The sequence below is a fragment of the Aureimonas frigidaquae genome (assembly GCF_001463905.1).
Taxonomy (GTDB): Bacteria; Pseudomonadota; Alphaproteobacteria; order Rhizobiales; family Rhizobiaceae; genus Aureimonas; species Aureimonas frigidaquae.
The window spans coordinates 50,863-73,443 of record NZ_BBWR01000010.1 but is presented as its reverse complement, the minus strand read 5'-3'; the positions used below and the strand labels follow the sequence as shown (position 1 = coordinate 73,443).

The following is a 22,581-nucleotide window of genomic DNA, read 5'->3' as shown; positions in this document are numbered from 1 at the left end:
CCTTTCCATCGCGGCCGGCAGCGGCCGCCATTTTTGCGTTGCGCGGGCAATCTATCGTTCGTGCGCGGCAAGGGATACCGGCCACCATGGATTGACCCGGCCCCCGCATCTGGGACAGGTTCAACGCCAAGAGGCAGGACAAGGGCAGGAAGCATGGCACAGCCGATCGAAACCCCCGCCGTGATCGTCGATCTGGCGGTGGCGCTCGCCAATATCCGCAAGTTCCAGGCGGTGGCGGACCGCGAGGGCCTGGCCGCCCGGCCGCATATCAAGACCCATAAGCTGCCTTGGCTGGCCGCGCGGCAGATCGAGGCCGGGGCCGTGGGCATCACCTGCCAGAAGGTCTCGGAAGCGCTGGCCATGGTAAAGGGCGCGCCCGAGATCCGCGACGTGCTTTTGACCTACAACATACTGGGCGCGCAGAAGATCGACGGGCTCAAGGAACTGGCCGCCCGGGTGCGCCTGTCGGTCGTGGCCGACAGCGCCGCCGTCGCCGACGGGCTTGCGGCGGCTTTTACGTCCGCGCCCGAACCGCTGACCGTCCTGGTGGAATGCGACACGGGCGGCCAGCGCTGCGGCGTGCAGACGCCGGAGGCCGCGCGCGCGCTGGCCCTGCACATCGCCGGACTCAAGGGCCTGCGCTTTGGCGGGCTGATGACCTATCCACCGGCCGGCGGCGCGGCCGGCGCGGCGGCGTTCCTGGCGCAGGCGCGCGGCCTGATCGAAGCGGCCGGGCTCGACGTTCCGACGGTGACGAGCGGCGGCACCCCGGACATATGGTCGGCTGAGACCGCCGGCGTCATCACCGAGTATCGCCCCGGCACCTACGTCTATAACGACCGCTCGCTCATGGCGCGCGGCGTGGCGCAGGAGGGGGATTGCGCGCTGCGGGTCGAGGCGACGGTCGTGTCCGTGCCGACGCCGCACCGCGCCATCATCGACGCGGGATCGAAAGTGCTGACATCCGACCTCCTGGGCCTGGTCGGTCACGGGGCGGTCGTCGGTCGGCCGGACATCCTCATCGACCAGTTGTCCGAGGAGCACGGCCGGCTGGTCAGCGAAGGGCCGATCGGCCTGACGGTGGGAGACCGCGTGTCGATCATCCCCAACCACGCCTGCGTGGTGACCAACATGGTCGATGCCGTGCATGTCCGGCATGAGGATGGGCATATGGAGCTCTGGCCCGTCGCCGCCCGCGGCAAGGTCCTGTAGCCGACGCCGCCTCAGCGTGCCGAGGCGGCCCCGTCGGAGGCCGCGGCGCGAAGCCGACCGGGCGACACGCCCACGATGCGCTTGAAGGCGCGGCTGAACGAGGCTTCCGATTCGTAGCCCAGCCTGTCGGCCGCCGCGGCGACGCGGATGCCGTCCCGCTGCAGCCACTGCCGCGCCTCGTACATGCGCACCCGCGCCACGTATCGGGCCGGCGTCTCGCCGACGATCCGCGCGAAGCGCTCGGCAAAGCCGGAGCGCGATGCACCCATCAGCCCGGCCATCCGCGCCAGGCTCCACTCCGCCTCCGGGTTGCGGTGGATGGCTGCCAGGACGCGGCCAATATCCGGGTTGCGCACGGCCGCGATCCACCCCGTGGCGTCCGCACACCCGTTTTCCACAAAGGAGCGGATGATCAGCGCCGCCAGCACATCGGCAAGCCTGGCCAGGATGCCGGCCGCACCGACGCGCTCCAGCGACAGTTCCTGCGCCATGGCCTCGATGAGCGAGGGCACGGCCGCATCCCGGCCGTCGCCGCCATGCGCCAGGGCACAGCTGCGCATGACGTCGGGCATCAGGCGCAGCAGCGGATGGGACGCATCGATGTTGAAGCGCAGGAGCCCGGTGAAGATGATGGGGCCACCCTTGCAGGCGCCGCAATCGAGATCGAAAACGCCATCGCAGAGTCTGGTTCCGGCGGCGGCCTCGAAGGGGAGCAACGCTTCGTCAGGGCTGCTGGCGAGGGCATGCGCCTCTCCCCGCGGCAGGAAGACCCCGGTTCCGTCCGGGATTTCGACCCAGGCACCACCGGGCTCCCGCAGCCAGCAATCGGCCCCGGAGACGACATGCAGCCGCGCCATCCCGCCATCGGCGAAGCTGCGGCCGAAGCGCGTGTCCATCTGGCAGCGCTTGTAGGTCACGCCCTCCAGGCGCAGGCCGCGCAGCATATCGCTGAGCGGATCGATCGTGGAGGTGTCGGGATTGGACGATTGGTCAAGCATGTTGGATAAACTAGCATTCAAAGTCCAGGACGTCACCCCTAACGTCCGGCTCCTATTCAATGCGGAGTCCTCCCATGACATCCTTAACGCAGATCGCAGACGGTGACGAAAGGCCGGCGGCCTGGGCTGCCGTCATATCCCTGGCGCTCGGCGTCTTCGGGCTGGTAACGGCCGAGTTCCTGCCGGTCAGCCTCCTGACGCCCATGGCGGCCGACCTCGGTGTATCGTCCGGAACCGCCGGCCAGGCCATCACCGCGACCGCGCTGGTGGCCATGCTGGCCGGCCCCGGAATCGTCATCGGCACGCGGCGCATGGACCGGCGGCGCGTGGTCATCGGCCTGACGCTGCTGCTCGCCCTGTCGAACATCCTGTCGGCAACGGCACAGAGCTACGGCATCCTCCTCCTGGCGCGCATGGCGCTGGGCCTTGCGCTCGGTGGCTTCTGGGCCCTGTCGGCCGCCCTCGCCATGCGCCTTGTCCCCATGCACCAGCTCGCCCGCGCCATGGCGATCATCCTGACCGGTGTGTCGGTGGCGACGGTCTGTGCCGCGCCGCTCGGCGCGGCCATCGGTGCGGCCTGGGGCTGGCGCGCCGCATTCATGGCAGCCGGCGCCGTCGGCCTGGTCGCCCTGGCGGTGCAGGTGGCGACCCTGCCGACGCTGCCGCCTGCGGGCGCGCCGGGGTTGCGGGTCATGTTCGGACTGACGCGGCGCCTGCGGGTGCGGCTGGCGCTGCTGACGGTGGTTCTGGCCATATCGGGCCATTTCGCCGGCTTCACCTATATCCGGGCCTATCTGGAAGCGGTGCCGCGCATGTCGGTCGAGACGATCTCTTTCGTCCTCCTGGCCTTCGGCATTGGCGGCTTTCTCGGCAACCTCCTTGGCGGCGCCGGCGCCAGCCGCAGCGCGGCCCGCACCGCGGGCACGGCCGCCTTCGCCATCGCCATCACGGCCTTCGGGCTCGTTACCCTCGGCGCCTCGGTGCCCGTGGCGGCCGGCCTGACGGCATTGTGGGGCATGGCCTTCGGCGCGCTTCCGGTCTCGCTCCAGACCTATATGACGCGGGCGGCGCCGGACGAGGCGGAAAGCGCCGGGGCGTTGCTCGTCTCCGCCTTCCAGATCGCCATCGCGCTCGGCGCCGTGGCGGGCGGCCTCCTGACGGACGGGCTGGGTCCGCAAGGCGCCATACTCCTGGCCGGGGCGGCGACCTTCCTGGGCGGCATCACCATGTTCGGCCCCGGCCGGCTGCGCGAAGCGGTGGCCTGACCGTCAGGCCGCCTGCGCGCTGATGGCCAGGCCGACCACGATGAAGGCCAGGCCCGCCATGCGCATGCCGGAGACGGTCTCATATTGCAGGGACGCGCTGACGGCGGTCAGCGCGACCATGGCGATGGCAGTGACCGCCGTATAGGTCAGGCTCAGCGAATAGGTCCGCACGGCCACGACGAAGGCCGATACGAGGACGAGGGCGCTGACGCCGGACACCCAGGCCCAGGGTGTCGTCAGAAGGCTGACGATGAGCGTGCCGACACTCGACGGGTCGACGGCCTTGCCGGTCTGGCGCAGGCACAGGTTCAGGATCACATTGGCCGCGGCGGCAATGAAGATAAGGGTCCAGTGGGTCATCGCGATATGCCTATCGGGCGGCCTGCCGCTGGCCGCCGCTCATACGGCGCCATATGGCAGTGAGGGAAAGGGCGGCCAGCATGGCGATGAAGCCGACGCTCGGCATGTGATAGCGGTCTTCCACGACGATGATGGCGTGAAGGGCCGTGAAGTAGGCCCAGCCGGCAAGGGCCGGATGGGCCAGTCCGAGAAGGCCCTGTTCCAGGGCCAGAAGGACGATGCCGCAGAGCGCCAGCCCGAGCGTGACGAACCAGTAGCCGTTGGAGACGATCTTCAGCGCCACCGAGCCGGCATGGCCGAGGATCCGCTCGATCGAGATGCCGTTCCACCAGACGCCGATCGTCTCGCGGTTGTGGAGCTTGACCGCCTTCACGAGCGAATTGGTGATGAAGGCCACCTTGTTCTCGGCAACATAGGCCTTGGCTTCACGGGACAGGGCATGGGCGCGCTCGGTTTCGCTCATCGCCTTGGACCATTCCGGCATGTCCATGTAGCCGCCATTGGACTGCGGATTGTTCCCCATCCAGAAGTTCGGGCCGAAATTGGTAGAGACGAGAACCGGCTCCCCGAAGACCAGATAGTTGCGGTAGGTCCAGGGGGACACGCAAACCAGGATGATGGCGACGACGCCGATCGTCCGTGCCACGGGGCGCAGGAACTGCCGCTCCCGGATCATGTCGGCCAGTGCCATGGCCGCCGGAAACAGCAGGATGACGGGACGCACGTAACAGGCCGCGCCCCAGATCACGCCGCAGGCCAGAAGGTTCAGAAGCGCGTTGCCGGAGCGGCGCGTCCAGAACCAGAGACCGCCCATGGTCAGGCCGAGGAAGAACAATTCGCTCGACAGGATGGTCGTGAAAAGGATGAGGTTCGGCCATACCGCCATGATCGCCGCAGCGACGAGGCCGTTCGGATGCCCGAACCAGCGATTGCCGAGGCTGTAGGCCACCAGGATCGAAACGAGGCTCGCCAGGATGTTCAGCCCGATGACGCCCGCATGGCTTTGCCCGAACAGGAGATAGGTGCCTGCGGCGATGGCCGAGGTGCCGACGGCCCAGAAGGCGCCGGGCTCGTCCGGCGTCCAGCCATAGACGCCGTGTTCGGCGATATTGCGCGCGAAGGTTTCGTAGGCGACGCTGTCGGACACCGGATCGAGCGGAATGAGCGCCGCCCAGGCCAGCCGCAGCATGAGCGCGACGGTGAGGATGCACCAGAGCGCGCCGCGCGTCGACAATGCGAAGCTGCGGGACGAGCCGCGCAGGGCCAGTTGGGTTTCCATGCTCACCATCCCCGTGCCGCTGCCGCCACGACGGCCAGGACCAGCGCCCCCGACAGGAGGCTGATCCGGTCATGCATGGCGAAGACGATCGGATCGTCGTTCATGTAGCCGCGATCGGTCATGACGGCCATGCGCGACAACCAGTAGAAGAGGATCGGACAGGCCAGCCACAGGATCTCGGGGCGGGCATAGAGCGCGTCGATGTCGCTGCTCGAAATATAGAGCGCCAGCACCATGACCGAAGCCTGGCCGGCGCTGACCGCCATGGAGCGCAGCACCGGAAGATCGATGGTGAAATAGCCACGCCCCGCTACGGCCGGACGGTCTGCCTTCAACTGGTCGACCAGCTCGGCCTGCCGCTTGATGGCGGCGAGCGAGAAGAAGAAGAACATGGAAAAGGCCATCAGCCAGGGCGACAGGAAGATGCCCGTCGCGGCCGATCCGGCCAGGATGCGCACCGTGTAGAGGCCGGCCAGAGCCACCACGTCGACCAGGAGCTTGCGCTTCAGCCAGAAGGAGTAGGCGCATGTCGCCACGAAATAGAGGCCGAGCACGGCCATGAAGGCAGGCGGCGCGAAGAGAAAGGCGATCCCCAGCGCGGCGACGAGCAGAAGCCCAGCCATGGCGATGCCATGGGTGATGGGGATTGCGCCCGAGGCGAAGGGACGGTTGCGCTTGCGCGGATGCGCGCGATCGGCCTTCAGATCGACGAGGTCGTTCAACACATAGACGCCGGACGCCGTCAGGCTGAAGGCGACAAGTGCCGCCAGGGCTGCGCCGAGGGTGTGGAACTGGTGCGAGGCGAGGACCGGCAGAAGCACCAGGACGTTCTTGGACCATTGGTGCGGGCGCAGTGCCTTGACATAGGCCTTGGCGCGCGCCGCCGACTTCGAACCAAGCTCCTCGATATCGATGTCGAGGCTGCGGGCGGCGCGCAGAAGGGCGGAGGTGGCATGCACCGCGATGGCCCGGCGGGCGCGTGCCCAGACTTCGAGGTCGGCGCGCGAATCTCCCACATAGTCGAACCCACGCTCGCCATAGCGCGCCACCAGATAGTCCGCCTTGGCGCCGCCGCGCAGATTGATCTCTCGCCCGCCGACGCCGCCGGTTCCCACGGCTTCGTCGAACAGGCCAAGATAGTCGGCCACGGCCTCCACCTGGCGGTGATCGGCGGCGGAGACGAGGACGGTGCGCCGTCCCTCGGCGCGGGCTTGGCGCACATAGGCCAGGACATCCTCGTCATAGGGGAGCGAGTCGGCCGGGATGATGGTCTGCGCCGCGACATTGCGCTTGAAGGCGGCCTTGCCGGCGCGCAGCCAGGCCATCAGTCGCACCAGGCGGAAGGGGTTGGCGGCCACCGCGGAAAGGAGTGCCTCGTGCAACGTATCGGTCCGGCAGAGCGTCCCGTCGAGGTCGATCACGAGGACAGGGGAGGGCGTGTTCGCGACGCTCATGAACCACCTGTTCTGAAAATGGCGCCCTTCTACGGGGCGCGGGCTGTTGAAAATGAAACCGTGCTCAAAAATCGTCGTCATGGACCGGGCCGGCAAAAGGCCGGCACGGGCATCAGTCGGTCAGGCCGGAGCCCTGATATCCGGTCAGCACCCGCCAGACCGTGTCCTGCATGAAGGCCGCCAGCTCGGGGCTCGGCGGAGAGTCCTGGCCGACATCGGCCGGCAGGCCCCTCGGATCCCGCCCGTAGATCATCGCGTAATGGGCGAGGGAGATGTAATAGGCCCCGAGATCGTTGATATGGATGTCGTCGAGGAACAGGGCCGAGATATCGCTGACGCCCGGCGCCTTGCCGGCTTCGATCGCGTCGTAGAGTTCGGCAAAGAGCAGCGGGCCGGGGATCATCTGCACCTTCGGCATGCCTTGCGGCCGGTGCAGGTTCACATAGCGCTCGATGGCTTCCCAGCGGGCCCATTCCAGCGGCATGCGCTGGCGGAAGGGGATATGGCCTTCGACATCCTTGTAGGGGTTGTCGTAATTCGGCCCGCTCGTGATCTGGACCCAGGTGGCGTAGAGCATGGTTTCCGCGCCATTGCCGCCACGCCCGTTCTTCCAGGCGTTCTCGGCCCAGCGAAGGGCCTCCCGGTCGGAATTGTGCCAGGGCATGGTGCCCGACAGGGAAACGCGCTCGGTCAGGACGAGAAGGTCGTAATCGGCGATCTGCGTCCGGGCGTTGGGCAATGGCGTCGTGTCATGCGCCCAGCGCCAGTCCATCGTGCTGCCGGGTATGGTCGAACGGGCGATCGTGACACGGCCGCCACCCCCTGCCGCGACCAGGCGCTCCAGCATGGGCGGGATCGGGTCGGTCAGGCTGTGGCCGGATTGGATGACACGGGTCGAGAAGTCGCGGGAGACCGCCTGCGCACCCGCCGGCCCGAACATCAGGAGCGCAAGGCCGAGCGCGGCCGACAGGCGCGCGAAAGGCCAGGTCCGGCCTGGGCCGGTCCGGTGCCTCTTCGAGCTTATCTGTCGTCGTGCCATGTCGCCGTGCTCCGTATTGGTGAAGATCGGCTCGAATACAGACTTTTGGGGGGTGTGGATCAATTCAGCCCATGGGCGATCGGCATCCGTCTTCGGGCGTAGGCGGATGCCATCCGGGGGGGGCGGTCGGCCGGGTATCAAGGAGCGGATTCAGCCACCGGCATCGACCGGATGAGATCGCTCGTCCTGGCGCGCTCCGACAGGGCACAGAGTGCGACGATCATCACCGCGACGGCCGCGGCCGCCTGCACCACCCGAAGTTTCAGATCGTCCATGCGCTCATCCTCTCGGCGCAACCAGACAAGCATGCGTTGCTGCAGTGCACAAGAAGCGGTATTGCAAGGCGCCCAAGAAAATGCCCGGCGCGGTTGTCCCGGCCGGGCGAAATGGGGATCACGTGGCAGGCCGGTTCGGACGGCGGGCGACGCTTCCGGGATGGGGAGTAGCGCCATTCTGCGACAGGGACATGACGGCTGACGGATCCGCGCCGTCGCATGGGTCTTCCGATGCGGCCAACCCCAAGTCTATGCTGCGCCGCCGGGCCGATCTTGGCGGACCGTCCGAATCGACGTGGAGGATGCATGGCAGAGTTCAAAGTGGCGCTCATTCCCGGAGATGGGATCGGCGAGGACGTGACCGCATGGGCCTTCGACATCGCCCGTACGGCGGCGTCCAGGCACGGGGCCGAGCTGACGGGCGTCGTGTTTCCCTGGTCCTGCCGCTTTTACAAGGAAACGGGCGCCATGATGCCGCCGGACGGTATCGAGACGCTACGGGCCTTCGACGCGATCCTGCTCGGGGCGGTCGGCTGGCCGGACGCGGTGCCCGACGCCGTGTCGCTGCATGGCCTGCTCCTGCCCATTCGCAAAGCCTTCGTGCAATATGCCAATATGCGGCCGCACCGCCTGCTGCCGGGGGTCACGGGGCCGTTGCGCAGCGAAGGATTCGACATTCTCTGCATCCGCGAAAACACGGAAGGGGAGTATTCGGGTGCCGGCGGGCGCGTTCACCAGGGGACCGCCGCCGAGGTCGCGGTGGAGACGGCCATCTTCACCCGGGCGGGCGTCGAGCGCATCCTGCGCTTCGCCTTCGATATGGCGCGGACACGCCGGGGCATCCTCGCCTCCGTGACCAAGTCGAACGCGCAAAAGCATTCCATGGTGTTCTGGGACGACATCACGCGCATCGTGGCCCGGGACTATCCCGATGTCGCCGTGTCGCACTACCATATCGATGCCATGGCGGCGCGGATGGTCATGGCGCCGGAAAGCCTGGACGTGGTGGTGGCCTCGAACCTCTTCGGCGACATCCTGACCGATCTCGGCGCCGCTATACAGGGCGGGCTCGGCTTCGCGGCCTCGGCCAACATCAATCCCGACCGCAGCGCGCCGTCCATGTTCGAACCCGTCCATGGATCGGCCCCCGACATCGCCCATCTGGGCATCGCCAATCCCATCGCCGCGATCTGGTCCGCCGCGATGATGCTGGACCATCTGGGGCAAAGCGAGGCCGCAGCCGCCGTCATGGCCGCCATCGAGGCCACCACGGCCCGGGGCATCGGAACCGTTCCCGGACGCGACCGGACCGAGACGATCGGCCAGGCGATCCTCGACGCGCTCGGCTAATGCCGGGCGCGGGACCTGGGCGTGGGCCGGCAGGCGCTGCGTTCAGGCCGCATCGTCGAGCCAGCGACGCAGGGCGTCGTTGACCCGGGCTTGCCAGCCGGGCCCGGACGAGCGGAGCCTGGCGACGAGGTCGTCGTCCAGCCGGATCGAGATGGGCGTCTTGGTCCTGGCCGGTCCGCGCTTGCGCAGGATGGCATGGTGTATATCCGGGAACGCCTCGGAGAACATGGCGGCCTGGGACTGCTGGTCATCGGTCGCTTCCGAACCGTCCACCGCCTCCCAATCCTGCCGGGTATAGCCGTACTCGGCGGCATGCTTCGGGTCGTAGGGCCTGGTGCTCATCGCAGCTTCCTTCTCCTTGCGCGACGCCGCGCGCGCTCTTTGCCGCTTGGGTCCGGCACAGAGGATTTCGCAACCCGTATACACGAGTTTTCGACCGGCTCCGCAATGGATGTGTAGACGGGTTGCGACATCGAAGGGCTTTTGGCTCACTGCGGGCGCAGGGAGCGGCTGTGTCGTCACGCACCCGGCAGGGCCGCGGCGCGCCTCGCGTCAGCTCGCGCCGCCAGGGCCGTGGATCGGGCGCCAGCCGGCGTCGCGGGCCTCGCGCTCGGAGCAGAACCAGCGCTCGCCGCGGGACGTGTCGATGCGCACGCTGTCGTAAGCGGCAGAACCCGGCATATGATAGATGCGCGCGCGCTGGCCGATATTGCCCTTGATGCGGCAGGTGCCCTCGACCGCGATGACGGGGTCGCCCCTTCCGGCCGGCATGCGTTTGCCGCGCCGCCACTCCTCTGGCGTGACGAAGCGGCCTTCCCACAGGCCGGCCTTGTCGCGGCGTGCCGCCTGTTCCTGCCGGGCATAGGCGCCACGGCTGTAGCGCCGGTAATCGACCGCCCATCCGGACCGGACCATGGCAGCGTTCACCTCGACCCTGTCGCGGGTGCTGCACCGTGCGACGATGCGGCCGTAACGGTCCATGTCTTCCTGCCGGCAGACGACGCGGCCATTGCGCCCGATCAGTCCCGCCAGCGCCTGCGCGGCCTTCGCACCGCACAGATAGGTCTGGCCGGCGGCATTCGTGCAGCTTTGCTTGCCTTCCGGCGCGTCGATTCCGTGCAGCCGCACCCTCTGCGCCACGCCCTCCAGGGCGAGTGTGTCGCCATCGACGACGCTTGCGCGGCCGGACACGATGCGCTCCTGCGACACGGCAGGACCACAGACGGAGGCGAGAATCAAAAGGGCGGCAAAGGCTTTGAACATCATTGCGGACGGGTAGCGCAAATCCGATCAGAATTAAACTAAAGGTTTGATGAATGCGTGAACTTACCCACCAGAAAGTGTGGATGCCTGCGCATGCTGCACTTGCGAAAAAGTATGAGTCATGGGTGATGTGATTTCGTTCCCGGCTGGGTGGGCGAGATGATGTGCGTCGACTGCCCGGTGCGGCCATCATCCAGAAATCGCAAAGAGTTTATGGGGTTTACGGTCACCACCGAAGCGGCCCCACTGCTCCACCAGGCCTGCATCTGAGGGACTTGCGCAGGTCACGACCACAATCACCCGACGAAAACGTCAAAAAACTATCATCAATCGGCGATTTGTGATGTGGAACGGTGGCCTGCCGGGCTCCTATCGTCTGCGCAATGCGTTGCCTGGGCCGGTTGAGGAGCCGGTCCCGCGCCGTCAAAGGCGCAGGACGCGCAGTGGGAGAGCCGCCGAATGCAACCCGATCTGGAGCTTGTGCATATCCGCAAGGGCGAGTCCTTCGCCGCCTGGATGCATGGCTATCCGTTCCGCACGGTGCGCTGGCACTATCATCCCGAATACGAGATCCACATGATCGCGGCCACGACGGGCCGTTTCTACATTGGCGACTTCGTGGGCGATTTCGAGCCCGGGCAGTTGATCATGACGGGGCCGAACCTGCCGCAGAACTGGATCAGCGACGTGCCGGCCGGCGAAGCGGTGCCGGCGCGCTCCATGGTGATCCAGTTTCCGGAAGAGTTCATCGAAAGCGCCTGCGGCGCCATCGCCGAGATGCAGGCCATCCGGCCGCTTCTCGAGCGCAGCCGCCGCGGCCTTCTGTTCGACAGGGGCACCAGCCGGGCGGTGCATCCCTTGATGGAGCGGCTGATCGAGGCGCAGGGTCTGCGCCGCGTCGCCCTGTTCTGGGAAATCCTGGACCGGCTCGCCGCCGGCGAGCACGAGGTGCTGGCAAGCCTGAGCTTCGAGCTCGACATGACCCGCACGGACGATAGCGGCATCAACCGCGCCATCGCCTATCTGCGCGAGCACATCACCGAGCGGATCGAAGAGGCCGAGCTGGCCGCCCTGGTGGGGCAGAGCCCGAGCGCCTTTTCCAGAGCCTTCAAGCGGCATACGGGCCAGACCCTTGTGCGCTACCGCAACCAGCTTCGGATCGACCTGGCCTGCCAGATGCTCGTCACCGATCCGCAGGTCAAGATCGCCGCCGTCTGCTACGAGGTCGGGTTTTCCAACCTGTCCAACTTCAACCGGCATTTCCTGAACCTGAAGGGCATGTCGCCGGCGCGCTTCCGCGCGACCTTCGCGGCCAATCGCGAACTGGCCATGTCCGACTGACCCCGATCCGGGCCCGCCCTCACGCGCGGGACCGCCAACCCATTCCGCCACGGCCGGTCCGGTCGCGGTGCGAATATGTCCGTATAACCCCTCTGGGAGGATAGAATGCTCGCCAAGACCCTCTTCGCTACGTCCATGACGGCGCTTGCGCTGATCGCATCGCCGGCTTTGGCGCAGGACGCGCCGCTCAAGATCGGCATGACGTTCCAGGAACTGAACAATCCCTACTTCGTCTCCATGCAGGAAGCGCTGAACGAGGCTGCCGCGAGCTTGGGCGCGACTGTCGTGGTGACGGATGCCGGCCACGATGTCGCCAAGCAGATTTCCGACGTCGAGGACATGCTGCAGCAGGGCATCGACATCCTGCTCCTCAACCCGACCGACAGCGCGGGCATCGAAGCGGCCGTCCACGCCGCCAAGGCGCAGGACGTCATCGTGGTGGCGGTCGACGCCAACGCCAACGGCCCGGTCGACACCTTCGTCGGCTCCAAGAACCGCGACGCCGGCTACATGTCCTGCAAGTATCTGGGCGAGTCGCTGAACGGCCAGGGTGAGGTCGCGATCCTGGACGGCATCCCGGTCGTGCCGATCCTGCAGCGCGTGGAAGGCTGCAAGGCCGCGCTGGAAGAGTTCGAGGGCATCAAGCTCGTGACGACGCAGAACGGCCGTCAGGACCGCTCCGTCGCGCTCGGCGTGGTCGAGAACATGATCCAGTCCAACCCGAACCTGGCCGGCATCTTCTCGGTCAATGACGGCGGCGCCATGGGTGCCCTGGCCGCCATCCAGGGTTCGGGCCGCGACATCAAGCTGACCTCCGTCGACGGTGCGCCGGAAGCGGTGCAGGCGATCGCGGAAGGCGGGCCCTTCATCGAGACGACGGCGCAGTTCCCGCGCGATCAGGTCCGCGTGGGCCTGGCCATGGCGCTGGCCCAGAAGTGGGGTGCCCGCGTCGTCCCGAAGGAAGTGCCGATCGACGTCATGGTCGTCGATTCCAAGAACGCGGCCGACTTCAGCTGGTAATATCAATGCCCCCCGCGAGCTTTCGCGGGGGGCTTTCCGCTAGGAGGATTCGACATGCTGGAACTGCGCGGGATCCGGAAGAGCTTCGGTAAGATCGAGGTTCTGCACGGTATCGACCTGACGGTGCGCGCGGGCGAAATTCACGCTCTCCTGGGCGAGAACGGCGCCGGCAAATCGACCCTGATGAAGATTCTGTGCGGCATCGTCCAGCCGAGCGCGGGGACCATCCGCATCGACGGGCAGGAGCGCAGCTTCGCCGATTACGACGAGGCCATCGCCGCCGGCATCGGCATCGTCTTCCAGGAATTCAGCCTCATTCCCTATCTCGACGCGGTGGAGAACATGTTCCTGGCGCGCGAGGTCAAGGGCCCGCTCGGGCTGCTCGATCGCAAGGCCATGCGCAAGCGCGCGGCCGAGATCATGCAGCGGCTCGGCATCGACGTGCCCTTGAGCGTTCCGGTGAACCGGCTGTCCGTGGCGCAACAGCAATTCGTGGAGATCGCCAAGGCGCTGTCCCTGGATGCGCGGATCCTCGTCCTCGACGAGCCGACCGCCACCTTGACGCCGTCGGAAGTCGAGCACCTCTTCAAGGTCATGCGGGAATTGCGGCGGCAGAACGTCGCTATCGTCTTCATCTCGCATCACCTGGAAGAGATCTTCGAGATCTGCGACCGGATCACCGTCCTGCGCGACGGCGACTTCGTGGGCGCCTGCGCCGTGTCCGAGATCGACAATGACCGCCTCGTCGAGATGATGGTGGGCCGCAAGCTGGAAAGCAATTTTCCGCCCAAGCCCCCGCGGCCCGCCGATGCCCCGCTCATGATCGAGGTGGAGGCGATCCAGCTGCGCAAGGGCGCGCCAGTCTCCCGCTTCGATCTGCGGGAGGGCGAGATCCTCGGCTTTGCGGGCCTGGTCGGTTCGGGGCGGACGGAAACCGTCCTTGCCATGCTGGGCGCGCATTCGGCCGTGCGCTGCGAGGTGAAGGTGGGCGGCAAGCCGACGCGCTTCTCAGGCCCGGATGTGGCTTTGGCGCAAGGGATCGGGCTTCTGCCGGAAAGCCGCAAGGAGCAGGGGCTCATCACCAGCTTCTCGATCCTGCAGAATATTTCGCTCAACAATTACCGCAAGTACCGCAAGGGCCACTGGTTCCTGGACCTCAAGAAGGAGCGGGCCTCCACGCAGGCTGCCATGGAGCAGGTCCGCGTGAAGGCGCAGGGGCCCGATGCGCGCGTCGATACGCTGTCGGGCGGCAACCAGCAGAAGGTCGTCATCGCCCGGTGGATGAACCACCAGATGAAGGTGCTGATCTTCGACGAGCCGACGCGCGGCATCGATGTCGGCGCCAAGGCCGAAATCTACGCGCTGATGCGCGCGTTCACTGAGGCAGGCCACGCGATCATCATGGTCTCGTCGGAACTGCCGGAAATCGTCGGCATGTCCGATCGGGTCTGCGTCTTCCGCTCCGGCGGGATCGTGGCGACGGTCGAAGGCGATGCCATCAATTCGGAAGTCATCATGACCCACGCGACAACAGGGAGGGTCGACAATGTCGCCTGACGCCACCACCGCCACGGCCGGCCGCACGGCGGGCTTGCGCAACCTCCTGCATTCGCCGCTGACCCTGCCGCTCGTCGGACTGATCGTCGTTTCCTGCCTCATGGGCCTGGCGAGCGACAATTTCTTCAGCATCAGCAACATCTTCAACGTGCTGCGGCAGGTGTCGATCGTCGCCATCCTGGCGGTGGGCATGACCTTCGTCATCCTGACGGGCGGCATCGACCTGTCGGTCGGCGCCGTTATGGCCCTTGCGGGGACCATCGCCGCCGGGCTGATCGTCAATTCCGGCCTGCCGGGCGGCGTCGCGCTGGCGGCGGGCCTTGCGCTCGGCCTCGGCATCGGCCTTGCCAACGGTGCGCTCGTGGCCTGGGGCCGCATGCCGGCCATCATCGTCACGCTGGCGACCATGGGCATGGCCCGGGGCCTGGCGCTCATCTATTCGGGCGGCTACCCGGTCAGCGGCATTCCGAGCTGGATCTCCTGGTTCGGCGTGGGGCGCGTGGGCATGGTGCCGGTTCCGGTCATCATCATGCTGGTGGTCTATGCTCTGGCCTGGGTGCTCCTGCAGCGCACGGCCTTCGGGCGCCACGTCTATGCGCTGGGCGGCAACGAGCTTGCCGCGCAGCTGTCCGGCGTCAAGACGCGGCGGATCAAGCTTGCCGTCTACGGCATTTCCGGCCTGACGGCGGCCATCGCCGCGCTGATCCTGACCGGGCGCCTCATGAGCGGACAGCCCAATGCGGGTGTCGGCTTCGAACTGGACGCCATCGCCGCCGTGGTGCTGGGCGGGACCGCCATCGCCGGCGGCCGCGGCCTGATCCTCGGCACGCTGATCGGGGCGATCCTGCTCGGCATTCTGAACAACGGCCTGAACCTCATGGGTATCAACCCGTATCTCCAGGACGTCATCAAGGGCGGCATCATCCTGCTCGCCATCTATATCGGCCGCGAATGGCGCTGAGCCACGCGCCCGGCACGACCAACACTCAGGAGCATGAACATGGCTGAATCTCTCGACGGCAAGATCGCCGTCATTACCGGCGCGGCTTCGGGCATCGGCCTCGCCACGACGGAGGCGCTGCTGGCAGAGGGCGCCACGGTGGTGATGGTCGACTGGAACGAGGCGAGCCTGAACGAACTGGCCGGCCGCCTCGGCGAGAAGGCGATCCCGCAGGTGACCAACCTCCTGGATGCGCAAAGCTGCGCGGCGATGATCCCGCAGATCCTGGAGAAGGTCGATCATATCGACATTCTCTACTGCAATGCGGGCACCTATATCGGCGGCGACATCACCGAGACGACGTCCGAGGCCATCGACAAGATGCTGAACCTCAACGTCAACGCCGTCATCAAGAACGTGCATGACGTCGTGCCGCACATGACTGCGCGCAAGACGGGCGACATCATCGTCACCTGCTCGGTGGCCGGCCATTACCCGACCTATTGGGAGCCGGTCTACGCCTCGTCCAAATGGGCCGTCACCTGCTTCGTGCAGACCATGCGCCGGCAGATGATCCCGCATGGCGTGCGCGTGGGCCAGGTTTCACCGGGCCCCGTCGTGTCGGCGCTGCTCGCCGACTGGCCGGAGGAGAACCTGCGCAAGGCCAAGGAATCCGGCAGCCTGATCGACCCGAGCGAAGTGGCCGACGCGGTCGTCTACATGCTGACCCGCAAGCGCACGGTCACCATCCGCGACATGCTGGTCCTGCCGACCAATTTCGACCGGGTCTGACCTTCGGGTCCGGGCGGAGCCATTCCGGCTCCGCCCGTTCGGATTTCTGCTGACGGAGCACATCATATGCAGTTCACGGGCAAGCGCATCATCGTGACCGGTGCCGGTAAGGGCATCGGCCGCGCCACGGCCACGCTCCTGGCCGGGCGCGGCGCCGAGATCGTCGCCCTGGCGCGGACCGCGGCGGACCTCGACAGCCTGCGGGCGGATATCGGCGGCCAGTCCATCCAGGTGGATCTGTCCGACGTGGCCGCCACGCGCGCGGCCATCCGGCAGGCTGGGACCTGCGACCATCTCGTCAACAGCGCCGGGACGAACGTCCTGGAAAGCGTGCTCGAGATGACGCAAGACGGTTACGAGACGGTGCTCGGCATCAATCTGCGCGGCGCGCTGATCGCCTGCCAGGAGTTCGCCCGCATGCGGGTGGAGGCCGGGGGCGGCGGCGCCATCGTCAACATCACGTCGATTGCGGGCCATCGCGGCTTCGTCAACCATCTGGCCTATGCCGCGTCCAAGGCCGGGCTGGAGGGGGCGACGCGCGTCCTGGCCAAGGAGCTCGGCGCCCATGGCATCCGCGTGAACGCCCTGGCGCCGACCATCACCCTGACGGAACTGGCCATCGAAGCCTGGAGCGACGAAGCCAAGAGCGCGCCGATGATGGTGCGCCATCCGCTGGCGCGCTTTGCCGAGGCGGACGAGGTGGCGGCCTCCGTCGCCATGCTCCTGTCGGATGACAGCCGGATGATCTCGGGCGCCGTGCTGCCGGTGGATGGCGGTTTCCTGGCCGTCTGATTCGGCCGACAAAGACCGGTCATACGTCAGGGAGAGCCCGGCCTGGCCGGGCTCTCCCTTCGCGTTTCGAACGCCAAGCGCCCCTTAGATCAGGCCGTACTGGCGCGCCTTGTTGCGCAGGAAGGGCAGGCCCTGGCCGAGCACCTCTTCCCGCGCGGGGGCGACAGGGCGCCACACCGACAGGGCGCTGGCCACCTGCGGCGGCACGGTGATGAAGCTTTCCATGGCCATGCCGCCCTTGAAGCCGATTGCGGCGAGCGCCACGAAAACTTCGTCCCACTGGATCGTATCGCCACCCGGCGTACCGCGGTCGCTGGCCGACAGGTGGATGTATTTCAGGTGCTCACGCGCCTTGAGGATGCCGTTGGCGATCCCCTTTTCCTCGATATTCATGTGGTAGGTGTCGAGATGCACGAAGATGTTCGGCGCGCCGACACGCTCGCACAGATCCACCGCTTGTTCGGCCGTGTTGAGGATATGGTTCTCGTAGCGGTTCACCGCTTCCAGCCCGTAGCCCATTCCGCGCTCGGCCGCATAGGCCGCCGCCTTCTGGACGACGCGCGCCGTGGCGTCGATTTCGTCCTGCGTCGGGGCAACGCCGGTGCGCTGGCCGATGCCGCCATAGATGACGCCGCTCATCGCCTTGGCGCCGATGGCGTGCGACTTGTCGATGGCCATCTTGAGGAAGTCGAGCGCGCCGTCCGGATTGTTGGTCGGCAGCTTGTCGAGCGGCAGGCCGAGCGAGCAGACGCATTCGACCTCGTGCGCCTCCAGGAGCTTGCGCGTGTGCTCGGCATCGACGCCCTCGGGGTCGAGCATGGTGATTTCGAGGAAGTCGATCTTGTGCTTCACCGCTTCCGGGATGGCGAATTCGGCCGCGGCGCGATCCCACTCCATGGCCCACATGGCCGTATGCACGCCAAAACCACTGACACTCATGCCTTACTCCTGCGTTGTGTGTGTTGAAGTCGGTATTGCGGGGCGGCGCAGATAGGCGCCGATCTGCAGGCGCGCCCAGACCGAGCGGATCACCATGACGCAAATGAGGATCGCGCCCCAAAGGGCCGTCGCCAGATGCTGGTTGGTGCCGAACAGGTTCAGGCCCGAGCCGATCACCTGCAGAATGACGAGGGCGATTACCACCGGCACGACGCGCCCGAAGCCGCCGAACGGATCGACCCGGCCGAGAAAGCAGGCGAGAACCGTGATGAGCAGGTAGGATTCGCCATGACCGACGCGCACCGAGTTGAAGCGCGTCAGCATGACGATGCCGGCCACGGCGCACATGATGCCCGACAGGACATAGACCATGGTCAAGGCGCGGTGGGTATCGACGCCGCAATAGCGCGTGGCCTCCGGGTTGGAGCCGAGCATATAGATGGAGAAGCCAAGCCGCGTGCGGTTCAGGATCAGCATCCAGGCCAGGACGCAGACGATCAGGATGATCAGCGGTACCGGCACGCCGAGCACCGTGCCCTGGCCGAGTGCCACGACGAAGGGCGGAAAGCCCGAAACGTCGCCCCCGCGGGTCAGGAACTCGCCGAGACCGCGCAGAAAGATCATCATTGACAGGGACACGAGGATGGGGTGCGCACCCGTATAGGCGATGACGAGGCCCATGATGCCGCCGATCGCCGCCCCCGACAGGATCGCCGCCAGGCACCCGAGCGCGAAGACCGCCAGCCCCGCATCCGCGCCGCCGCCCGCCTGGAGGATCCAGGCGAGGACGAGCGCGGAAATATTGGCAGCGAAGGTGATGGCGAGGTTGAGCCCACCGGACAGGATGGGGATCAGCATGGCCAGGGTGAGAAGGCCGAGCTCGGGAAGCTGGAAGGCGATGGAGGTGAAGGTCGCCTGCGTCAGGAACCGGTCCGTCGTCAGCGACAGGAGGACGATCAGCACGAGCAGAACGGCCAGGAGCCCGCCGATTTCGCTGCCGCCGGACACGCCGGACCCGGCTTTGCGGCCGCTTTGGCCCAGCAAGTTGGACAGGAAAGCGTTCATCGCGTGCCTCCGGCGGTGCGGGCGCCCATCCACGCGGCGAGCCGGCCGATCGTATCTCCCGACAGGCTGATGGCGACGAGGATGATGAAGCCGATGATCATGCGGAACGCATAGGGCGATATGCCAAGAAGGTTCAGGCCGTTCTGCGTGACGGAGACGAGGGCAAGACCCAGGATCGCCCCGATGAGCGTGCCGCGGCCGCCGCCGAGCCGGGCGCCGCCCAGGACCACGGCCGCCAGAACCTCCAGCTCACGCCCGTAAAGGGCATTGGGCACCACCTCGCGCGCATAATGCGCCTGCATCAGCCCGGCGAGCCCCGCGCAGGCGCCGAGCCACCCATAGGCTAGATAGTGCATGGCGCCGAGATTGATGCCGAGCCGGCGCGCGCCTTCCACATTGTCGCCCATGGCGAAGAGTTGGCGGCCGATGGTCACGCGCCGCAGGAGAAGCCATGTCGCCAGCACGGTGACGGCCATGACGAGGACGGGAAGCGTGATCTCGGCCCAGCCGGCCTGCGTCTCCGCCTCGAACAGGATGACGCGGCGGGAGAGCCAGTCCGGCAGGGCATAGATCGACACGCCGCCCGTTACGAACATCAACAGCCCAAAGAAGAGGTTGAAGGTCGCGATGGTGACGACGATGGAGATGATGCGGAGATGATAGATGAGGGCCGCGTTCAACGCGCCGAGGCACGCGCCGGCCAGGAGCGACAGTGCAATGCCGATGGCCCAGTTCCCGCCGCCCATCTGGATGAGGAGCGTCACCACCACATACTGCACGACCGATGCGGCGACGGCGAAGGAGATGTCGATGCCCCCGGCGATCAGCACCACGAGCAGACCCGCCGCGAAGATGACGTTGACGGCCGAGTAGTTGAGAATGTCGAACAGGTTGACGAGGGTCAGGAAAGTGTCGGTGGCCAGCGACAGCGTGATCGCGATGATCAGGATCACCAGGGCGAGCCACCCTTCCGTTCCGAAGCGGGACAGCCGTTCAAGCATGGACGGCCTCCTCGATATCGTCCATGCGCGTCTCGTTCGGGACATACTGGCCGATGATGGCGCCGTCGCGCATGTGCAGGATGCGGTCGGCGTTGAAGTAGACTTCCGGAATCTCGTCCGAGATCAGGAGGATCGCCATGCCTTCGGCGGCCAGTTCCCGCACGATCTCGAAGATGCCCGCCCGTGCGCCGACATCCACGCCGACGGTCGGTGAATCGAGGATCAGGAGCCGCGGCCCGGTGGCCAGCCATTTGGCCAGAACGATGCGCTGCTGGTTGCCGCCCGACAGGGTGGAGACAGGATCCTGCGGATGGCCGATCTTGACCCGGAGCCGGCCGATCCAGTGATCCACCAGAGCGCGGCGCCGGGGCGCGGAGAGGAGCCCAAGCCGGTCGAGAACCTTGTCGAGCACGCTGACCACGATGTTGTCGCCGATCGGCTGCGGCTGGACGAGCCCGAGCGACAGGCGATCCTCCGAGACATAGGCGATGCCCGCGGCGATGGCGTCGCGGTTCGAGCGCAACGCCAGCGGCCGGCCATCCATCAGGATGCGGCCCCGGTCGGGCCGGTTCATGCCGAACAGGGTCAGGGCCAGTTCTGTCCGCCCGGCCCCCAGGCGGCCGGTCAGTCCGACGATCTCGCCCGGCATGATCGACAGGTCGATGCCGCGATATTCGCCTTGGCGGCTCAGCCCTTCCACGGCCAGGACCGGCGTGCCGCTGCGGGCGACCGGCGCGTGGACGCAGGCATCGAAGTTCCTGCCCGTCATCAACTCGGTCAGCCGGGTCTGCGTCATGCCGCGCGTGCGATAGGTGCCGACCAACCGGCCGTCGCGCAGGACGGTCACGCGGCTGCACACATCCAGGACTTCCGCCAGCCGATGGCTGACGAAGACGACGGCGATCCCTTGCGCCGACAGGCGCCGCACGATGGACAGGAGTGCGTCCGTTTCGGCCCGGCTGAGCGATGCCGTCGGCTCGTCCATGAAGACGAGCCGCGCATCGGCGACGAGCGCCCGGGCAATGGCCACGAGCTGCCGGCGGGCGATGGACAGGCGCTTGACCGGCTGCTCGAGGGGAATGTCGACGCCGAGCCGGCTCAGGATCTGCGTGGCGCGCTCGCGCATCGCGCCATAATGGACGAGGCGCGGTCCGCCCCCGAGATTGCCTTCGAAGGCGATGTTTTCGGCGACCGTCATTTCCGGGAACAGGGCAAGATCCTGCCAGATGACCTGGATTCCCATGGCCCGCGCCATGGCCGGGGTCAGCCCGTCGACCGGGCGGCCGTCGAAGAGCATCTTGGCGCCCGGCTCGGGGCGGTAGACGCCGCTGATGATCTTGATGAGCGTGGACTTGCCGCACCCGTTCTCGCCCGCAAGGCACAGGACCTCCCCCGGTGCGACATCGAAGGCGACGTCGGACAGGGCCTGCACCCCGCCGAAGCGCTTGGACACGTGCCTGAGATCGATGAGTGCCGGAGCGCCGGGCTGGCCGGGCAGGGCCGCCTGGCGGCCGGGCTGGGGAACCGTCGTCATGTACCCTCGTGCGATCAGCGGGCGGAAGCGGCGCGGCAAGGCCGCGCCGCAGGGCTTGCCTACAGTCCGAGGCCGGCCAGCTCGTCCACCGTGTCCTTGTTGATGGTGACGAGCTGATCGACGATGATGTTCTTCTTGGCGACGTCGGGATGGACGGTGCCCAGACCTTCGATCTCCATACCGTCTTTGACCTCTTCGCCCTTGGCGAGCATCGTGCCGAGCGTCACGAAGACCTCTCCGGCCTGCTTGGGGTTCCACATGAAGCCGCCGGTCAGGATGCCGTCATGGACGAGGGTGCGTCCCTGGCCCGGAGAGAATGGGCCCATGACCACGATCTCGCCGCCCTTGCGGCGCTCTTCCACGGCGCGCGCCGCGCCGATCGGACCCTGGCTGCCGAAGGCCAGGAAGCCCTTGAGGTCCGGATGGGCGCGCATCAGATCGAGCGCCGTGCGGCGCGAGGCATCGGCATCTTCCGCCACGCCGTAGCGATCGCCCACCAGTTCCATGTCCGGATGGTTCGCCTTGATGTAGGCGATGGCCGCATCGGCCCAGGCATTGTGCAGCGGCACGGTGAGGGAGCCGACGAAGACGGCGTATTTGCCCTTGCCGCCCATCACCTCCGCGAGCTGCTTGCCATAGGCGTCTCCGAAGCCCTGGACGGAGGCGAGCTCGAAGTCCCAGTCGACATTCTGCTGGTCGGGCGATTCATGGGCGATGACCTTGATGCCGGCATCCATGGCGCGCTTGAGCACCGGTTCCAGCACCTGCGCATCGTTCGGGACGACGCCGATCACATCCACGCCCTGGGCGATCAGATCCTCCACGGCACGCACCTGCAATGCCGGATCGGCGCTGGTCGGGCCGACCATGAAGGCGTTGACGCCGAGCGCCGCCGCGCGCTCCTTGATCCCGGCTTCCATGGCATTGAACCACGGGATGCCGCCGATCTTGACCACGACGCCGATGGTCGGCGCGTCGGCGCTTTGCGCAAATGCGGGCATGCTCGCCGATACGGCAAGGAAACAGGCCGCGCCGAGCAGCGCCCGGCGGGTGACGGTGGCGATAGACATGGCTTTCCTCCCAGGTGACCGAACGGCTCTCCCAA

Annotated in this window: 22 protein-coding genes; 9 read left to right on the top strand and 13 right to left on the bottom strand. The window is 66.9% G+C overall.

Translation table 11 applies throughout. The features are described from left to right. Positions 1-153 precede the first annotated feature (153 nt). Complete coding sequence (locus AUL30_RS11045) at positions 154-1,212, top strand: alanine racemase (protein WP_062227946.1); 1,059 nt, start codon at positions 154-156, stop codon at positions 1,210-1,212. Between the two features lie 11 nt (positions 1,213-1,223). On the opposite strand, the gene AUL30_RS11040 is transcribed toward AUL30_RS11045, so the two are convergent. Beyond that, the gene (locus AUL30_RS11040; RefSeq protein ID WP_062227945.1) at positions 1,224-2,210 is read right to left on the bottom strand and encodes an AraC family transcriptional regulator; all 987 of its coding nucleotides are present in this window, start codon (positions 2,208-2,210) and stop codon (positions 1,224-1,226) included. Between the two features lie 59 nt (positions 2,211-2,269). Here AUL30_RS11040 and AUL30_RS11035 point away from each other — a divergent pair, with 59 nt between their 5' ends. Next, positions 2,270-3,475 (top strand): MFS transporter, encoded by a 1,206-nt coding sequence (locus tag AUL30_RS11035; protein ID WP_062227944.1) that lies wholly within the window; start codon positions 2,270-2,272, stop codon positions 3,473-3,475. Positions 3,476-3,478: 3 nt separating this feature from the next. Here the strand turns inward: AUL30_RS11035 and AUL30_RS11030 are convergent, their stop codons facing one another. The 5 genes from AUL30_RS11030 to AUL30_RS19740 form a co-directional block, all read right to left on the bottom strand. Further along, positions 3,479-3,835 (bottom strand): hypothetical protein, encoded by a 357-nt coding sequence (locus tag AUL30_RS11030; protein WP_062227943.1) that lies wholly within the window; start codon positions 3,833-3,835, stop codon positions 3,479-3,481. A gap of 10 nt (positions 3,836-3,845) precedes the next feature. Then, positions 3,846-5,114, bottom strand: coding sequence for an ArnT family glycosyltransferase (locus AUL30_RS11025; RefSeq protein WP_062227942.1), 1,269 nt, complete (start codon positions 5,112-5,114; stop codon positions 3,846-3,848). Positions 5,115-5,116: 2 nt separating this feature from the next. Beyond that, positions 5,117-6,568 (bottom strand): UbiA family prenyltransferase, encoded by a 1,452-nt coding sequence (locus AUL30_RS11020; protein WP_062228040.1) that lies wholly within the window; start codon positions 6,566-6,568, stop codon positions 5,117-5,119. A 112-nt stretch (positions 6,569-6,680) separates the two neighbouring features. Further along, positions 6,681-7,607 carry a hypothetical protein gene (locus AUL30_RS11015; RefSeq protein ID WP_157070087.1) on the bottom strand — a complete coding sequence of 309 codons (927 nt, stop codon included), beginning with the start codon at positions 7,605-7,607 and terminating at the stop codon, positions 6,681-6,683. A 137-nt stretch (positions 7,608-7,744) separates the two neighbouring features. Continuing rightward, positions 7,745-7,882, bottom strand: coding sequence for a hypothetical protein (locus tag AUL30_RS19740; protein ID WP_157070086.1), 138 nt, complete (start codon positions 7,880-7,882; stop codon positions 7,745-7,747). A 306-nt stretch (positions 7,883-8,188) separates the two neighbouring features. On the opposite strand from AUL30_RS19740, the gene AUL30_RS11010 reads away from it, so the two are divergent. Beyond that, positions 8,189-9,232, top strand: a complete 1,044-nt coding sequence (locus AUL30_RS11010) for a tartrate dehydrogenase (RefSeq protein WP_062227940.1) — start codon at positions 8,189-8,191, stop codon at positions 9,230-9,232. Between the two features lie 42 nt (positions 9,233-9,274). Here AUL30_RS11010 and AUL30_RS11005 read toward each other — a convergent pair whose 3' ends face one another. Next, on the bottom strand, positions 9,275-9,574 hold the full coding sequence (locus tag AUL30_RS11005) for a BrnA antitoxin family protein (RefSeq protein WP_062227939.1): 300 nt from the start codon (positions 9,572-9,574) through the stop codon (positions 9,275-9,277). Between the two features lie 210 nt (positions 9,575-9,784). Beyond that, positions 9,785-10,441, bottom strand: a complete 657-nt coding sequence (locus AUL30_RS11000; protein WP_244490797.1) for a thermonuclease family protein — start codon at positions 10,439-10,441, stop codon at positions 9,785-9,787. 513 nt (positions 10,442-10,954) lie between these two features. On the opposite strand from AUL30_RS11000, the gene AUL30_RS10995 reads away from it, so the two are divergent. From AUL30_RS10995 to AUL30_RS10970, 6 genes are all read left to right on the top strand, one after another. Continuing rightward, positions 10,955-11,836 carry a helix-turn-helix domain-containing protein gene (locus tag AUL30_RS10995; protein ID WP_062227937.1) on the top strand — a complete coding sequence of 294 codons (882 nt, stop codon included), beginning with the start codon at positions 10,955-10,957 and terminating at the stop codon, positions 11,834-11,836. 105 nt (positions 11,837-11,941) lie between these two features. Beyond that, positions 11,942-12,856, top strand: coding sequence for an ABC transporter substrate-binding protein (locus AUL30_RS10990; protein ID WP_062227936.1), 915 nt, complete (start codon positions 11,942-11,944; stop codon positions 12,854-12,856). A gap of 54 nt (positions 12,857-12,910) precedes the next feature. Then, on the top strand, positions 12,911-14,413 hold the full coding sequence (locus tag AUL30_RS10985) for a sugar ABC transporter ATP-binding protein (RefSeq protein WP_062227935.1): 1,503 nt from the start codon (positions 12,911-12,913) through the stop codon (positions 14,411-14,413). Continuing rightward, positions 14,403-15,374, top strand: coding sequence for an ABC transporter permease (locus AUL30_RS10980; RefSeq protein ID WP_062227934.1), 972 nt, complete (start codon positions 14,403-14,405; stop codon positions 15,372-15,374). Before AUL30_RS10985 ends, AUL30_RS10980 begins: the two co-directional genes overlap by 11 nt. Before the next feature lie 39 nt (positions 15,375-15,413). Next, positions 15,414-16,145: an SDR family oxidoreductase gene (locus tag AUL30_RS10975; RefSeq protein WP_062228039.1), complete on the top strand. Its 732-nt coding sequence runs from the start codon at positions 15,414-15,416 to the stop codon at positions 16,143-16,145. Positions 16,146-16,211: 66 nt separating this feature from the next. Beyond that, complete coding sequence (locus tag AUL30_RS10970) at positions 16,212-16,937, top strand: SDR family oxidoreductase (RefSeq protein ID WP_062227933.1); 726 nt, start codon at positions 16,212-16,214, stop codon at positions 16,935-16,937. Between the two features lie 84 nt (positions 16,938-17,021). On the opposite strand, the gene AUL30_RS10965 is transcribed toward AUL30_RS10970, so the two are convergent. Genes AUL30_RS10965 through AUL30_RS10945 form a run of 5 tightly spaced genes read right to left on the bottom strand, consistent with a single transcriptional unit; the run spans position 17,022 to position 22,477 of the window. After that, positions 17,022-17,876 (bottom strand): sugar phosphate isomerase/epimerase family protein, encoded by an 855-nt coding sequence (locus AUL30_RS10965; protein WP_062227932.1) that lies wholly within the window; start codon positions 17,874-17,876, stop codon positions 17,022-17,024. Positions 17,877-17,879: 3 nt separating this feature from the next. Then, positions 17,880-18,941, bottom strand: coding sequence for an ABC transporter permease (locus AUL30_RS10960; RefSeq protein WP_083507866.1), 1,062 nt, complete (start codon positions 18,939-18,941; stop codon positions 17,880-17,882). After that, positions 18,938-19,942, bottom strand: coding sequence for an ABC transporter permease (locus AUL30_RS10955; protein WP_062227931.1), 1,005 nt, complete (start codon positions 19,940-19,942; stop codon positions 18,938-18,940). The genes AUL30_RS10960 and AUL30_RS10955 overlap by 4 nt, the downstream gene beginning before the upstream one ends. Continuing rightward, positions 19,935-21,476: a sugar ABC transporter ATP-binding protein gene (locus AUL30_RS10950; RefSeq protein WP_062227930.1), complete on the bottom strand. Its 1,542-nt coding sequence runs from the start codon at positions 21,474-21,476 to the stop codon at positions 19,935-19,937. Before AUL30_RS10950 ends, AUL30_RS10955 begins: the two co-directional genes overlap by 8 nt. A gap of 59 nt (positions 21,477-21,535) precedes the next feature. Next, on the bottom strand, positions 21,536-22,477 hold the full coding sequence (locus tag AUL30_RS10945) for a substrate-binding domain-containing protein (protein ID WP_062228037.1): 942 nt from the start codon (positions 22,475-22,477) through the stop codon (positions 21,536-21,538). Positions 22,478-22,581: the final 104 nt, after the last annotated feature.